Annotated in this window: 13 protein-coding genes and 1 other annotated feature; of the genes, 12 read left to right on the plus strand and 1 reads right to left on the minus strand. The window is 28.3% G+C overall.

Features of this window, described 5'->3' with window-relative positions:
* Positions 1-46 precede the first annotated feature (46 nt).
* A complete protein-coding gene (locus JNUCC81_RS04445; protein WP_454095470.1) occupies positions 47-1,342 on the minus strand; it encodes a CapA family protein in 1,296 nt (431 codons plus the stop codon).
* A gap of 132 nt (positions 1,343-1,474) precedes the next feature.
* Between JNUCC81_RS04445 and JNUCC81_RS04450 the strand changes: the two genes are divergently transcribed.
* From JNUCC81_RS04450 to mnmA, 12 genes are all read left to right on the plus strand, one after another.
* A complete protein-coding gene (locus JNUCC81_RS04450) occupies positions 1,475-1,819 on the plus strand; it encodes a YraN family protein (protein WP_454095471.1) in 345 nt (114 codons plus the stop codon).
* A 50-nt stretch (positions 1,820-1,869) separates the two neighbouring features.
* Positions 1,870-3,399 (plus strand): YifB family Mg chelatase-like AAA ATPase, encoded by a 1,530-nt coding sequence (locus JNUCC81_RS04455; protein ID WP_454095472.1) that lies wholly within the window; start codon positions 1,870-1,872, stop codon positions 3,397-3,399.
* 9 nt (positions 3,400-3,408) lie between these two features.
* Positions 3,409-4,506, plus strand: a complete 1,098-nt coding sequence (gene dprA, locus JNUCC81_RS04460) for a DNA-processing protein DprA (protein WP_454095473.1) — start codon at positions 3,409-3,411, stop codon at positions 4,504-4,506.
* Between the two features lie 30 nt (positions 4,507-4,536).
* The gene (topA, locus tag JNUCC81_RS04465) at positions 4,537-6,639 is read left to right on the plus strand and encodes a type I DNA topoisomerase (RefSeq protein WP_454095474.1); all 2,103 of its coding nucleotides are present in this window, start codon (positions 4,537-4,539) and stop codon (positions 6,637-6,639) included.
* A gap of 158 nt (positions 6,640-6,797) precedes the next feature.
* Positions 6,798-7,583 carry a GTP-sensing pleiotropic transcriptional regulator CodY gene (gene codY / locus JNUCC81_RS04470; RefSeq protein ID WP_454095475.1) on the plus strand — a complete coding sequence of 262 codons (786 nt, stop codon included), beginning with the start codon at positions 6,798-6,800 and terminating at the stop codon, positions 7,581-7,583.
* A 74-nt stretch (positions 7,584-7,657) separates the two neighbouring features.
* Positions 7,658-8,932, plus strand: coding sequence for a replication-associated recombination protein A (locus JNUCC81_RS04475; protein WP_454095476.1), 1,275 nt, complete (start codon positions 7,658-7,660; stop codon positions 8,930-8,932).
* Between the two features lie 560 nt (positions 8,933-9,492).
* Positions 9,493-10,263, plus strand: a complete 771-nt coding sequence (locus JNUCC81_RS04480; RefSeq protein ID WP_454095477.1) for a GNAT family N-acetyltransferase — start codon at positions 9,493-9,495, stop codon at positions 10,261-10,263.
* A gap of 113 nt (positions 10,264-10,376) precedes the next feature.
* A complete protein-coding gene (locus JNUCC81_RS04485) occupies positions 10,377-11,309 on the plus strand; it encodes an ROK family protein (protein WP_454095478.1) in 933 nt (310 codons plus the stop codon).
* Positions 11,310-11,561: 252 nt separating this feature from the next.
* A complete protein-coding gene (locus tag JNUCC81_RS04490; protein WP_454095479.1) occupies positions 11,562-12,011 on the plus strand; it encodes an RrF2 family transcriptional regulator in 450 nt (149 codons plus the stop codon).
* Between the two features lie 18 nt (positions 12,012-12,029).
* Entirely contained in the window at positions 12,030-13,217 is a 1,188-nt protein-coding gene (gene nifS, locus JNUCC81_RS04495) for a cysteine desulfurase NifS (protein WP_454095480.1), read from the plus strand.
* A gap of 42 nt (positions 13,218-13,259) precedes the next feature.
* Positions 13,260-13,709: a Fe-S cluster assembly scaffold protein NifU gene (nifU, locus tag JNUCC81_RS04500; RefSeq protein WP_454095481.1), complete on the plus strand. Its 450-nt coding sequence runs from the start codon at positions 13,260-13,262 to the stop codon at positions 13,707-13,709.
* 207 nt (positions 13,710-13,916) lie between these two features.
* The gene (gene mnmA / locus JNUCC81_RS04505) at positions 13,917-14,996 is read left to right on the plus strand and encodes a tRNA 2-thiouridine(34) synthase MnmA (protein WP_454095482.1); all 1,080 of its coding nucleotides are present in this window, start codon (positions 13,917-13,919) and stop codon (positions 14,994-14,996) included.
* Positions 14,997-15,061: 65 nt separating this feature from the next.
* Positions 15,062-15,282: a binding site (T-box leader), on the plus strand.
* The last annotated feature ends 101 nt before the right edge of the window (positions 15,283-15,383 follow it).

Consider the following 15,383-nt stretch of genomic DNA (forward strand, 5'->3'; position numbering starts at 1 on the left):
ATAAATAGAGCTTGCTCTAGTATTAGAGTAAGCTCTATTTATTTAATTATTCAAATGGGTTTTTAGGTATATTAAAAATATTTATATTTTCAATTTGAGAAATAGTATTATCAAAGGATGCTTTAACTTTATCCAATGGTAAATTCTCAATAGTAGACAATTCATTTTTATCAGATATTGGTATTATTTCATGAACATCTTTTCCTAAAGTTCTATATTTATTAACCCAAGTAGGTATAAAGTTTACTTTTGATACAAATGTTTTATTTTTATTAAAGTCCTTAGTTATCTCAATATCAGCCATTAATCCATCCTCAGTAAAAGGATTTCCTAAAAGTTCTCTTCTTTGATTTGATATGAAATTTCCTAGGGAATATATAACTAAAGTGTCGTTATTACCATTACTTGATTTAATCATCTGAGCAGGTTGTACAACGTGAGGATGAGAGCCTATAATAATATCTACACCAGCATCAGATAGCTTTTTAGCAAGTTTTTTCTGAAACTCACTAGGGGTCCTTTGGTATTCATTTCCCCAGTGGATTATAACTATTTGAATGTCTGTATCTTTAAGATTGTCTAAGGCATTACTTATAGTATTAAATGCATTATCAACATTGTGCATATCAAATATATTCATTTTATCTTTAGAATTATTTGATATTGTTATTCCATTTAATTTTTTAGTATTGTTTATTATTTCTCCATAGGAAAATGCAGTAATACCTAATTTTATATTATTAACATCTTTAATTAAATAGTTGGCATCACCAACATTTTTAGTAGTACCAATAGTATCAAATCCTTTTTCTTTAGAAACCTCTAATGTTCTTTTTACACCTAAGTCTCCTTTATCAAAAGAGTGGTTATTAATAGTCGATAGTATATCAACACCGGCAAATTTAAGGCCATCAATTAATGCATCTGGTGAATTAAATGTAGGATAAGATGTATAAGAAGTAGAAGGCCCTGCTAATGTAGTTTCTAAGTTGGCTATTGCTAAGTCTGAATTTTCTATGTATTTTTTTACATATTTAAAGTTATTATCAAAAGAATAAGATTTTGTGTCAGGATTAAATTGTGCTTTTAATTGTGGATTATGTGCCATTACATCTCCAACTGCACTTAAAGTTATTTTACTAGCATCTTGCTTAGTGGTATTTGAAAAAACTTCCCCTTTAACCTGATTATCTGAAATAAATTTGTCTGATTTCATATCTTTAGAAAGATTGGTTATTAAAAAGCCACTAGATAGTAATAATACAAAAAATATAAAAAATAGTTTTTTAAATAAAATTTTTATCTTTCTTTTCTTTATTTGGTTCTTTTTGGATCTAGACATGCTAATTCCCCCTCATATAGTAATATTAATCTTAAAATTATAAATTTTCAATCATAAAAAATAAAAGCTGTATATATAGTTATTTCAATGACAATAATCACTAAATAAAGAAAAAAACTTAGGAGAATAATGATGAACAATAAAGAAAAAGGTGATTTTGGAGAAAATGTCGCTTTGAAATATTTAATGTCGAAAGGTGCTAAGGTGTTAGAGAAAAACTATAAAATAAAAACAGGCGAAATTGATATAATAACCAAGCTAGATAACCAACTTGTATTTATAGAGGTAAAAGCAAGGAGCAACTTAAGGTTTGGATATCCATCTGAAGCTGTAAATTATAAAAAAATAAAAAAGATAATCTCCACTGCAAATTATTATATTCTAAGAAATAATTTACACAATGAGCCTATGAGATTTGATGTTATAGAAATATATTTAAATGAAAATAAAATAAATCATATAGTCAATGCATTTTAAGAAATTATGTTTGTTATGTTAGAGTAGAGAACTTTTATTGGAGGAATTTGATGCTGAGTATAATTAATTCAAGTAATTTAATAGGAATAGAAGGATTTTTAATAAAAGTAGAGGTTGATATAGCAAATGGTATACCTTGCTTTAGTATAGTAGGTCTTGCAAGTACAGAGATAAAAGAGGCGAGAGATAGGGTTAAGTCAGCAATAATAAATAGTGGATATAGCTTTCCAAACTCTAGAATAGTAGTAAATTTATCACCTGCAGATATGAAAAAACAAGGCTCTTTCCTTGATTTGTCTATATGTATAGGAATACTTAGACAGGCTATAAAAAAGGATGAAAAGTACATAAATGAAAGTCTATTTGTCGGAGAATTATCATTAGATGGAAGCTTAAGAAAAGTTAGAGGGATTTTACCTATAGTTATAAGTGCTAAAGAACAAGGAATAAAAAAGATTTTTATACCATCAGATAATTTAGTGGAAAGTTCATTTATAGATGATATAGATATAATACCAGTTAAAAGCTTAAAGGAATGTATAGCGTTTTTAAATGGTGAATTTAATATTGATAATAAAGATATTGTTAATTTAAATAAAGATAACAAAGGAAATGATTATGATGAAGATTTTAAAGATGTATGTGGAAACTACTTTGTAAAAAGAGGAGCAGAAATAGCTGCTGCAGGAAATCATAATATATTAATGGTAGGGCCTCCTGGCTCAGGAAAAACAATGATTGCTAAAAGAATAAGAACAATTTTACCAGATATAAAAAAAGATGAAATGATAGAAGTTACTAAGATATATAGTGCATCAGGACTACTTGATGAAAATGAAGGAATAGTTTATAAAAGGCCATTTAGATCTCCTCACCATACATCAACAAGACAGGCTTTAGTAGGTGGCGGTGTTAATGCTAAGCCAGGTGAAGTAGTTTTAGCACATAGAGGAGTGTTATTTTTAGATGAAATGGCCGAATTTGATAGGAAAATTTTAGAAACATTAAGACAACCAATAGAAGATAAGTATATAAATATATCTAGAATAAAATACAATATGAAATATCCTTGCAACCTACTTTTAGTAGGAGCTATGAATCCATGCCCATGTGGGTATTATAAGTCTGAAAATGAATGTACATGTAGAACTTTTGATATAGATAGATATAAAAATAAGATATCAGGTCCATTATTAGATAGATTTGATATTTTTATAGAGGTAAATTCAGTATCTTATGATGAGTTAAATAATAATACTAATTCTGAAAGTTCAAAAATTATAAAAGAAAGAGTGCAAAAAGCAAGAGAAATCCAAAATATGAGATTTGAAAATAAAGGTATAAAAACTAATGATGAAATAAAATCATCTGAAATTTTAACTTATTGTAAATTAAATGATGAAGCTTTATCTACTACTAAATTAATATTAAATAAATATAAATTAAGTAATAGGAGTTACACAAAACTTATAAAAGTAGCAAGAACTATAGCTGATTTAGAAGGTAGTAATTTTATAAATAATAATCATATAATGGAGGCTTTTTCTTTTAGAAAAGCATATTATACGTATTTTAAATAGGAGATAAATATGGAAAAAAGAGATATATATCTGTGGTTAAAGTCAATAAGAGGAGTAACTAATAATACTATAGAATTAATAGAAAATAACATTTTAGATATTGAGAATTTAATAAATGCATCAGATAAGGAAATACATGATTTAAAAAATATAAATACAAATATTAAAGAAAATATAGTAAAATATAAAAGTCTTGCATACTTAGACAGAATTAAGGAAAATTTATACAACAAATCTATAGAATATGTTTGTACTGAGGATGAAAATTATCCTACTAATTTAAAATACATATATGATGCACCGAAAGTATTATTTTATAAAGGTGATATAAATATAGCTAATAAAATGAGTTTGGCTATGGTTGGAAGTCGAAAACCGACAGATTACGGTATTCATTGTGCAAAAAATATTAGTAAAAAATTATCAGATGCAGGAATAAATATAATAAGCGGTTTAGCTGTTGGAATAGATTCATACTGTCATCTAGGAGCAATAGAAGGAAGCTCAAAGACTATATCAGTTTTTGCATCTTCGGTTGATAATCCATTACCAAAATCTAATATAAAATTAGCAAATAAAATATTAGATGATGGAGGTCTAATATTGTCTGAATATAACATAGATGAAAATGTTTACAGAAGTAATTTTGCAAATAGAAATAGAATTATGAGTGGTCTAAGCAGTGGTGTTATAGTGGTTGAAGCCGCTGAAAAAAGTGGATCTTTAATTACAGTTGAATTTGCATTAGAGCAAGGTAAGAATGTATTTGCGGTTCCTGGAAATATAAATTCTCATATGAGTAAAGGTTGCCATAAAATTATAAAAGAAGGTGCAAAGTTAATAGATGGTATAGAAGATATTTTAAATGAATATGAAATAACTAGTATAAAATTTAAAGAAAATTGGAAAAATTATGATAATATAAAATTAAGTAAAGAAAGTATTAAAGTAATAGAGACCTTAAAATATAAAGGTGTCTTGCATATAGATGAAATTTGTGATAATACTAGAATGGAAATAAAATCTGTAAATACAATTTTAAGTGAACTAGTACTAAATGATGTATTAATAGAAATGAATAATAAAAAATACAGTTTAAATGTATAAATAACATAGATAGTGGGGGTGTGTGGTTTTATGGCCAAAACATTAGTCATCGTAGAATCGCCTGCAAAAGCTAAAACCATAGAAAAGTTTTTAGGAAAAGGTCATTATACCGTAAAAGCTTCGGTTGGTCATGTAAGGGATTTACCAAAAAGTAAATTAGGCGTGGATATAGAAAATAATTTTGATCCACAGTATATAAACATAAGAGGTAAGGGCGATGTAATAAAAGAATTAAAAAAAGAAGCAAAAAAATCTAAAAAAGTATATCTAGCAACCGATCCAGATAGAGAAGGTGAAGCTATATCATGGCATTTAGCTCATATATTAGATTTAGATGAAAAAGATGAATGTAGAATAGAGTTTAACGAAATAACTAAAGATGCTATAAAGAAAGCTATAAAAAGTCCGAGAAATATAGATATAAGCCTAGTTGATGCACAGCAAGCTAGAAGGGTTTTAGATAGATTACTAGGATATCAAATAAGTCCAATACTTTGGCTAAAGGTAAGAAAAGGACTTAGTGCAGGTAGAGTTCAGTCAGTAACAACAAAATTAATTTGTGATAGAGAAAAAGAAATAAAAGCATTTATACCTGTTGAATATTGGACTATAGATTTAGATGCAAAAACTTCAAATAATGAAGATATAAGCTTAAAATTCTATGGAAAAGATAATAAAAAAATTGAAATAGAAAATGAAGAAATGGTAAATGAAATTTTAGCTGATATTAAAGACAAGAATTTAGATGTAGTATCTATAGAATCTAAATCAAGAAAAAAAGCAGCACCAAAGCCATTTACAACAAGTATGCTTCAACAAGAGGCTGCAAACAAATTATCTTTTACAACTAAAAAGACTATGAGCATAGCACAAGAATTATACGAAGGTATAGATATAGATAAAGAAACTATAGGTCTTATATCTTATATAAGAACTGATTCAAAGAGAATCTCTGATGAAGCGAAAGAAAAATCAAAAGCTTATATACTAGATGAAATAGGAGAAAATTATTACAAAAATACTGCTGAGAAAAAAGAGAAGAAAGAAACTAAAAAAGTACAAGATGCCCATGAGGCTATAAGGCCAACTTATGTTGATAAAACTCCAGATAGTATAAAAAGTTATTTGAGTAAAGATCAATATAAACTATATAACTTAATTTGGAGAAGGTTTGTAGCAAGTCAAATGGAAGACTCTGTATTTGATATACTAAACCTAGAATGTCAAATAGGAAACTATATATTTAAAGCAACTGGATCTAAAATGAAATTTGATGGATACACTAAAATCTATAATTTTACAGATAGAGAGGATAAGATATTACCAGATGTTAAAGAAGGTGATATGCTTAGCTTAGAAAATATAATTCAACTTCAACACTTTACTAATCCTCCAGCAAGATTTACAGAAGCTAGTTTAGTAAAGACACTTGAAGAATTAGGAATAGGAAGACCAAGTACTTATGCACCAACAATAACTACAATACTTAATAGAGAGTATGTTGAAAAACAAGGAACAAGCCTTTGTCCTACAGAATTAGGGATAATAGTAACTGATATATTAGAAAATAACTTCCAAAAATTTATAGATGTTGACTTTACAGCACAAATGGAAAATCAACTAGATGAAATAGAAGAAGGCCATATTGAATGGAAAAAAGTTGTATCAGATGCATATGAACCACTTAGAGAAGCTATAGAAATAGCAATAGAAAGCATAGAAAAGATAAATATGGATGAAGAAACAGATGAAATATGTGAAAACTGTGGAGAAAACATGGTTATCAAATATGGTAGATTTGGAAAATTCATGGCATGTAAAAACTATCCAGAATGCAAAACTACAAAACCTCTTGTAAATAAAGTAGGAGTAAAATGTCCAAAATGTCATGAAGGAGATATAATTCTTAGAAAGTCTAAAAAAGGTAAGGCTTTTTATGGATGTTCCAATTACCCAGAGTGCGATTTTATAGCATGGAATAAGCCTACAGGGGAAGTTTGTGATAAATGTGGATCTTATATGATAGAGAAAGTAACTAAGTCTGAAACTAAAATAATTTGTTCTGATAAGGACTGTAATAAAGGCACTATCAAGGAAAATAAAGAGGTATCAGATGAAAATATAGAAAAATAGACAAATACTAGTAATCATATTGAAAAAGACAGAAATTTGTGATAACATTTCAAGTGCATGATTTAGAAACAATTGAAATTTTTGTTAAACAAATTAGAAATACTTAAATAATAAAATAGGTTTTAAGATGCCTGACTTTTATGAGGAGATGAATATAAATGGCAAGTGAAATGTTAAAAAAAACAAGAAAAATAAATCAAACACTACAATCAAGTAGTGGAAGCAATGTCTCTTTTAATTTATTAGCCGGAGCATTAGGAGAAGTATTAAATGCAAACGCATACGTATTAAGTAGTAAAGGGAAGGTTTTAGGATTATACCTTAACGATGCTAATGATAGCTCAGTTATAGAAGATGAAATTACTAAACAAAAAAAATTCCCAGATGAATATACTAAAAATTTATTAAAAATTAATGAAACATTAGAAAATGTAACTGGTGAAGATCTATTAGGAATGTTCCCAGAAGAACATAATAGATTAGATAAAAATAATACTATAGTACCTATATTAGGTAGTGGACAAAGACTTGGAACATTAGTTCTTTCAAGATATGGTGAAAGATTTACAGATGATGATTTAGTTATAGCTGAATATAGTGCAACAGTAGTTGGACTTGAAATATTACGAGCCATAGGTGAAGAGTTAGAGGAAGAAATGAGAAAGAAAGCTGTAGTTCAAATGGCTATAGGTACATTATCTTACTCCGAACTTGAAGCTGTGGAGCATATATTTGAAGAGTTAGATGGAAAAGAAGGATTACTTGTTGCAAGTAAAATAGCAGATAGAGTTGGTATAACTAGATCTGTTATAGTTAATGCCCTTAGAAAATTTGAAAGTGCAGGGGTTATAGAATCAAGATCTTTAGGTATGAAAGGTACACATATAAAAGTACTTAATGATAAGCTTATTGAAGAACTTAAAAAACTAAAAAATAATCACTAAATATAAAAAGGTATCTATTTTTAAGTAGATGCCTTTTATTTAATTATAGATATATTTTATGAAAGGGTGAGATTATGCAACCTTTAGCAGATAAATTAAGACCGCATCAAATAGAAGACATGGTAGGTCAAAGTCATATAATAGGTAAAGGTAAAGTTATTAATAAACTTATAGAAAATAATACTATTCCTAATATGATTCTATATGGACCTCCAGGAACAGGTAAAACAACATTGGCAAATATTATAGCTAATGTTACAGGAAAAAAATATATAAAATTAAATGCAGTAAATTGTGGTGTAAAAGAAATAAAAGAAGCAATAGATGCAAGTAAAAGAGATTTATTTTCTTATAATGGTATAATTTTAATGTTAGATGAGATTCAGGCATTAAATAGAAAACAGCAACAATCGTTACTTGAAGTAATTGAAGAGGGATCTGTAACTTTAATAGCAAGCACTGCTGACAACCCATACTTTGTAGTGTATAAAGCCATTTTAAGTAGAAGTACTATATTTGAATTTAAAACTATAGAAAAAAGAGATATACTAAAAGGGCTTAAAAATGCCGTAGATAAGATTAAAGTTATATATGAGGATAAAGATATTAATGTTGAAGAAAAAGCGATAGAATACATATCAGAGTCCTGTAATGGTGATATGAGAAGTGCATTAAATAAATTAGAATTAGTTTTTAATTTAGGAATAGATATACCTTCTAATTCCGTAAATATAACTGCTCAAAATGTTATAGAATCTTCAAGTGTAAAAATGCTAAGTTATGATAAAGGTGGAGATGATGGATATTCTATATTATCTGCATTTCATAAGTCTCTGAGAGGGTCTGATATAGATGCATCAATTCATTACTTAGCTAGACTTGTAAAAGCAGGGGATATACAAAATATTACTAGAAGACTACTCTGTGTTGCAAGTGAAGATGTAGGACTTGCTGTTCCACAAGCTATAACTATAACAGAAGCATGTGTTTCAGCAGCTCTTCAATTAGGTTTTCCAGAGGCTAGAATACCATTAGCACAAGCTACAATATATTTAGCACAATGTCCTAAATCAAATTCAGCTGTTATGGCTATAGAAAATGCATTATCAGATTTAGATAATATAGAAATAGGAGATATTCCACTTCATCTAAAAGATGCACATTATGCTGGAGCTAAAGATTTGGGTAGAGGAGTAGACTATAAGTATCCACATAATTATCCTAATCATTATATAAAGCAACAATACTTACCTGATGCAATAAAAGATAAAAAGTATTATATCCCAGGAGAGAATAAAAACGAAAAGTCTTTTGAACACTATTGGGATAGTGTAAAAAATAGAGATTAGCTATAAATAAAATATGCAATTATGAAATAAACATGGAAGTTGAAAAGTTTAAATTAAAACTTTGATAAATTGTATTGTATAAAAGGTGCTATCTTTTAAATATAAAGAAAGCACCTTTTTAATGTAAATTTTTATAATAATAGTAACTCATAAATTAACAGAAGGTATATTAAGTAAGTATGATGAAATAGTAGTTATGGAGATAAATAAAATTGTTGATATAGTAACTTTTTAAGAGTAAATAAGCAAAGAAGGTGAATTTTAAGATTTACATACAGTAGAATTAAAAAATAAAGAAGTAGTTTAATATAAATAATAAAACTTTGTAGAGGTAGATTTTAATTTATCTCTATTTTTTACATATAAAATGACTATAATTTTAAGCATTATTAATTGTAGTATATTACATATTATAAAATGAATTTTTATGCAACATTAAAAAATAAAGGAGATAATTAAAAAATGAATCATATAATAAAATATCTACTATAAAATATATAGTATAAATTTTATTTATGAATAGATATACTTAGCAACTGTTCATGTCAGGGGGAATGGTTATGATTGTAAAGCTTGATAATACTTATAATGATAAATTGATGAAGTATTTAAAAAAAGAGCCCGAATTTAATCTATTTATAATAGGGGACATAGATAGATATGGTTATAATAATTATTTTTTTAATATCTGGGGAGATATAAATAGGGATGGAGAGCTAGAAGGGATTTTAGCAAAGTACTTTGATTTTATTATAGTTTATTCTTATTCTAAATTTAATATAGATAAATTTATGAACTTAATTAATAGATTAGATTACTGCGAAATAAGTGGAAAATCAGAAATAATAAGTCAACTATCAAATAGGATTGACTTAAGGAAAATAAGAACTGTCAATCTAAGTAAGTTAGACAAAGAGATACCATATATACATAGATCATCAAGGATAAAAGTTAAAAAAGTAAGATTTGGCAACCTAAAAAGAATAGTAAGATTATACGAATTAATTGATGAATTTGAAAATACAAATATAGATTGTATAAAAAATGGATTAAAAACTGGAAGAGGATATTGTATAGAAGTTAATAAGCAGGTAGTAGCTATGGCGAAGAGTACTTCAGAAAATAAAACTCATGCAATGATAGTTGGGGTAGGAACACATCCAAATTTCAGGAATAAAGGGCTTGCTACTAGATGTATAGTAAGAATCTGTAATGAATTATTAAGTGAAGGAAAGATACCATGTCTCTTTTATGATAATGAAGAAGCAGGAAAAATATATAAAAAGTTAGGATTTGAAAATATTGGTTTTTGGAGCATAGGATATAGGTAATTTAAATTTGAAAAGATTGTTAAAAATTTAATGTTAATATAAAATATATTATTGTATAATGGATTTATTGAAGAAAACATTTTCGTTAATCAAGGGAAGCTTAGGAGGAGAGTATGTATAATATAGGGATAGACGTTGGAGGAATGAGCATAAAGGCTGGTATTGTTAATAATGGAGAAATTATTAGTAAGCTTAGCAAAGAAACAGATAGACAAGGCGGATTAGATAAACTAGCTGATGATATAATCGAATTAATAACTACTATTTTAAATAATAATAATATCGATATTAAAGAAATAAATACAATAGGTATAGGATTCCCTGGAGTTGTTGCAAAAAATGGAGGAGTAACATGTGTAAATCTAGGGTTAAAAAATGCATTAGTTGTACCTAAAATAAAAGAAAAGTTTTCAAATACTAGAGTAAAGGTAGGAAACGATGCTAATGTTGCTGCACTTGCCGAATATGCATATGGAAGCATGAAAGGCTATGAAAGTGGAGTTATGATAACTTTAGGGACTGGAATAGGTGGAGGCGTTGTAATAAACGGTAAACTTATTACAGGAGCTAACGGAATAGGTGCAGAAATCGGACATATGATGGTATCTAGCAATTACTTTGATTGCAATTGTGGTAACAATGGATGTTTTGAAACTTTTTGTTCAGCTACAGCAATAATAAAGTATGCTAGAAAATTAATAGAAGAAGGAAGAAAAACAATAATAATTGAAAAAGCAGATAATGATGTAAACAATATAACTGCAAAAATGGTATTTGATTCATATAAAGAAAATGATGAAGTAGCAATAGAAGTTGTATCTAGATTTAAAAAATATTTAGCTATGGGGATTGCTAATATTATAAACTTTATAGATCCAGAAGTTATATCAATTGGAGGAGGAGTTTCAAATGCCAGTGATATAATGTTAGAAGGTCTAAGTGAACAAATTAAAAAGCATCTTCCATTTGATGGTGCTGGGATTGGAGAAATCGTTATAGCTAAATTTAAAAACGATGCTGGTATATTAGGAGCATCTGCTTTATAGTAAATAAAACTGCCTAAAAAAATTAGGCAGTTTTATTTTATTTTTTAGATTAAAAACTAAAATATCGGGTAAAAATGTAGTATAGCTAAGATAATTTATCTTAAAATTATATGGCTAAATTTTTGATTTTAAATCATAGTAAATTAGTTGGAATTTAATCTTGACAAAAATACTATGATATAATAAAATTGTTTTGTAGATAATTCATACTAAAATAGTATGAATTAGATTTCAAATAAAGGGTGATAAAATATGAAGTTATCGACTAAAGGTAGATATGGACTTAAGGCCATGTTTGAACTTTCGCTTAATCAAGGCGACGGTCCTGTGCCCTTAAAATTTATTGCGAAGAAGCAAAATGTCTCGGATCAATACTTAGAGCAAATATTTTCTAAGTTAAAAAAATCTGGCTTAGTTAAAAGTGTAAGGGGATCTCAAGGTGGATATTTGTTAGGAAAAGAAGCCAAGGATATTACAGTTGGAGATATATTGACAGTACTTGAAGGGCCAATATCTTTATCAGATTGTGTATTAGATGAAGATGTATGTGAAAACTCAAGCATGTGTGTCACGAAGGTAGTTTGGGAAAAGATGAAAAAGGGTATAGACGAAGTTGTAAATTCAATCACTCTTCAGGACATGATAAATGATTACAACAAAAGTAGACTAGAAAATGATATAACTAATTTAATTATAAAATAGATAGGGAGACGAATAAAAATGGAAAAAAGAAGATTATATATGGATTATTCTGCGACAACTCCTGTAAAAAAAGAAGTATTAGATGAAATGATGCCATATTTAACAGATTATTTTGGAAACGCATCTAGTTTTCATACATTCGGAAGAGAAGCAAAAAATGCTTTAGATAAAGCTAGAGGGCAAGTGGCTAACTTAGTAAATGCAAAGCCAAATGAAATATATTTCACAGCAGGTGGAACAGAAAGTGATAACTGGGCAATAGAAGGTGTAGCATATGCTAACAAAGCTAAAGGAAATCACATAATAACATCAAAAGTAGAACATCATGCTGTGCTTCATACATGTGAATATTTAGAGAAGTATCATGGATTTGAAATAACTTACTTAGATGTTGACTCTGAAGGTAAAATAGACCTTAAGCAATTAGAAGATTCAATAAAAGATACTACAATATTAATAACTATAATGTTTGCAAATAATGAAATAGGAACTATACAACCAATAAAAGAAATTGGTGAAATAGCTAAAGCTCATAAAGTATTATTCCATACTGATGCAGTTCAAGCAGCAGGAAATATTAATATAGATGTTAAGGAATTAAACATAGACTTAATGAGTATGTCTTCACACAAGATATATGGACCAAAAGGTATAGGAGCTTTATACATTAAAGCAGGAACTAAGCTTCATACATTTGTTCATGGTGGAGCGCAAGAAAGAAGAAGAAGAGCAGGAACTGAAAATATACCATCAATAGTTGGATATGGAAAAGCTTGTGAAATGGCTAAAGCAAATATGGATAACCACGTAGCTTCTTTAACAAAATTAAGAACTAAATTAATAGATGGAATATTAAAAAATATACCATATACAACAGTGAATGGTAGTTTAGAAAATAGACTACCTGGAAATGTAAACTTTGGATTTGAGTTTATAGAAGGTGAAGGAATACTTTTAATGCTAGACATGTTAGGTATAGCTGCATCAAGTGGATCAGCTTGTACTTCAGGATCATTAGATCCATCACATGTACTAATGGCTATAGGTCTACCTCATGAAAGAGCTCATGGGTCACTTAGACTTACAGTAGGAGATTTTACAACAGAAGACGATATAGATTATATAATAGAAAATTTACCACCAGTGATAGAGAGATTAAGAAGTATGTCACCTCTTTATGACCAAATAAAAAATAAAAACAAATAATAAAAATACTGTAAATTAATGAGTATATAGGAGGATAAAAATATGAACCCATATAGTGATAAAGTTATGGATCATTTCATGAGCCCAAGAAATGTTGGAGAAATAGAAAATGCAAGTGGAATAGGTGAAGTTGGAAATGCTAAATGTGGAGATATAATGAGAATATATCTTGATATAGAAAATGAAATAATAAAAGATGTTAAGTTTAAAACTTTTGGATGTGGATCAGCAATAGCTAGTTCATCAATGGCTACAGAAATGGTAAAAGGAAAAACTATACATGAAGCGTTAGATGTAACTAATAAAGCTGTTGCAGAAGCATTAGATGGATTACCACCAGTAAAAATGCACTGTTCAGTTTTAGCAGAACAAGCTATAAAAGCTGCATTAATAGATTACGCTAAAAAGAACAATATACACATACCAGAATTAGATGGCGTAGTAATAGATGATGATCATGATCATCACCATGATATAGAGGAAGAAGAATAAATCCTAAATAAATAATTTAGATTACAATATCCCTTTTAGGTAAAATACTTAAAAGGGATATTAATTTTTAACCAGATTTGATCGATATATTTATTTTGAACAAACTGCGAGTGAATTACTTTTGCTTGTTAGCAAAATGAGGGTAACGAATTTTAGTCTTTAAAAAAATAAGTAAAATATATATAATATAAAGAATGAGGTGATTTTATGAGCAAAAGAGTAATGATAGGAATGAGCGGAGGAGTAGATAGTTCAGTAGCTGCATATCTACTAAAAAAACAAGGATATGATGTCATAGGGGTTACTATGAAACTATGGCAAGATGATGAAGATGATGATTTAATAGAAAATGAAGGTGGATGTTGTTCACTAGCAGCAGTAGAAGATGCTAGAAAGGTTGCAGAAAAAATAGGTATACCTTTTTATGTATTAAACTTTAGTGATGTATTTAAGCAAAAGGTAATAGAGCCTTTTATAGATGAATATTTAAACGGAAGAACACCTAATCCATGTATAGCGTGTAATAAGCATATAAAGTTTGATGATTTCTTTAAAAAAGCTCGTCAAATAGGATGTGATTATGTAGCCACTGGACATTATGCTAAAATAGAAAAAGATGAAGAAACTGGTAGATACTTACTTAAAAAATCAGTTACGGATAAAAAAGACCAAACTTATGCATTATATAACCTTACTCAAGAGCAATTAGAACATACACTACTACCAATAGGAGAGTTTGAAAAAGATAGAGTAAGAGAAATAGCAAAAGAGATGGGTATGGATGTCCATAATAAGCCAGATAGTCAAGAAATATGTTTCGTAAAGGATAATGACTACGCTGGATATGTTAAAAAACATTCGAAAAAAAGAATTGAAGACGGATATTTTGTAGATACTAACGGTAATGTATTAGGAAAACATAATGGTATAGTAAACTATACTATAGGTCAAAGAAAAGGGTTAGGAATAGCATTTGGTAAGCCTATGTTTGTAGTTGATATCAATGCTAAGAAAAACACTGTTATACTTGGAGATAATGATGATATATTCTCTAAAGAACTTATAGCTAAAGATGTTAACTTTATACCATTTGATAAGATAGATGAACCTATAAGAGTACAAGCTAAAATTAGGTACTCAGCAAAACCAGCAGATGCTACAGTTTATTCTCTTAGAAATGGCAAAATAAAAATAGCATTTGATGAACCTCAAAGGGCAATAACAAAAGGGCAATCTGTTGTAATGTATGATGGAGATACTGTTATTGGTGGAGGAGTAATTGACTAATAGTATTAAAATAGTATTGCTAAATTTGAAAAAATTTAGTAATATAAAATAGATAATTTAAGAAGAGAAAAGCAGTGATAAGAAGTAGTAAATTATTTGATGTCTCACAGAGAGAGGGAATACGGTGCAAGCCCTTAGAATAAAATAATTGAAGCAGTCTTTGAGTTACAATCTTGAAATTTTAGTAAGGGTTGTCGGTGGTTCCGTTATAACTAAGGTTTTCCAAAGATGTCACAAATTTTGTGATAATTAGGGTGGTACCGCGAATATAATCCTCGCCCCTATAAGTTTATTTATAGGCGCGAGGTTTTTTAATATACTAAGAGATTATTTACAATCTCAGCTGCTAGACTTAAGCAACGAATCTGTTTTTAAAGATTGTTGTCT

This window comes from Faecalimicrobium sp. JNUCC 81, assembly GCF_053667625.1.

What these genes read in the sequence shown, in the direction of transcription:
- JNUCC81_RS04445 (WP_454095470.1), bottom strand. Translation starts at nt 1,342, where the DNA reads ATGTCTAGATCCAAAAAGAACCAAATAAAGAAAAGAAAGATAAAAATT.
- JNUCC81_RS04450 (WP_454095471.1), top strand. Translation starts at nt 1,475, where the DNA reads ATGAACAATAAAGAAAAAGGTGATTTTGGAGAAAATGTCGCTTTGAAA.
- JNUCC81_RS04455 (WP_454095472.1), top strand. Translation starts at nt 1,870, where the DNA reads ATGCTGAGTATAATTAATTCAAGTAATTTAATAGGAATAGAAGGATTT.
- dprA (WP_454095473.1), top strand. Translation starts at nt 3,409, where the DNA reads ATGGAAAAAAGAGATATATATCTGTGGTTAAAGTCAATAAGAGGAGTA.
- topA (WP_454095474.1), top strand. Translation starts at nt 4,537, where the DNA reads ATGGCCAAAACATTAGTCATCGTAGAATCGCCTGCAAAAGCTAAAACC.
- codY (WP_454095475.1), top strand. Translation starts at nt 6,798, where the DNA reads ATGGCAAGTGAAATGTTAAAAAAAACAAGAAAAATAAATCAAACACTA.
- JNUCC81_RS04475 (WP_454095476.1), top strand. Translation starts at nt 7,658, where the DNA reads ATGCAACCTTTAGCAGATAAATTAAGACCGCATCAAATAGAAGACATG.
- JNUCC81_RS04480 (WP_454095477.1), top strand. Translation starts at nt 9,493, where the DNA reads ATGATTGTAAAGCTTGATAATACTTATAATGATAAATTGATGAAGTAT.
- JNUCC81_RS04485 (WP_454095478.1), top strand. Translation starts at nt 10,377, where the DNA reads ATGTATAATATAGGGATAGACGTTGGAGGAATGAGCATAAAGGCTGGT.
- JNUCC81_RS04490 (WP_454095479.1), top strand. Translation starts at nt 11,562, where the DNA reads ATGAAGTTATCGACTAAAGGTAGATATGGACTTAAGGCCATGTTTGAA.
- nifS (WP_454095480.1), top strand. Translation starts at nt 12,030, where the DNA reads ATGGAAAAAAGAAGATTATATATGGATTATTCTGCGACAACTCCTGTA.
- nifU (WP_454095481.1), top strand. Translation starts at nt 13,260, where the DNA reads ATGAACCCATATAGTGATAAAGTTATGGATCATTTCATGAGCCCAAGA.
- mnmA (WP_454095482.1), top strand. Translation starts at nt 13,917, where the DNA reads ATGAGCAAAAGAGTAATGATAGGAATGAGCGGAGGAGTAGATAGTTCA.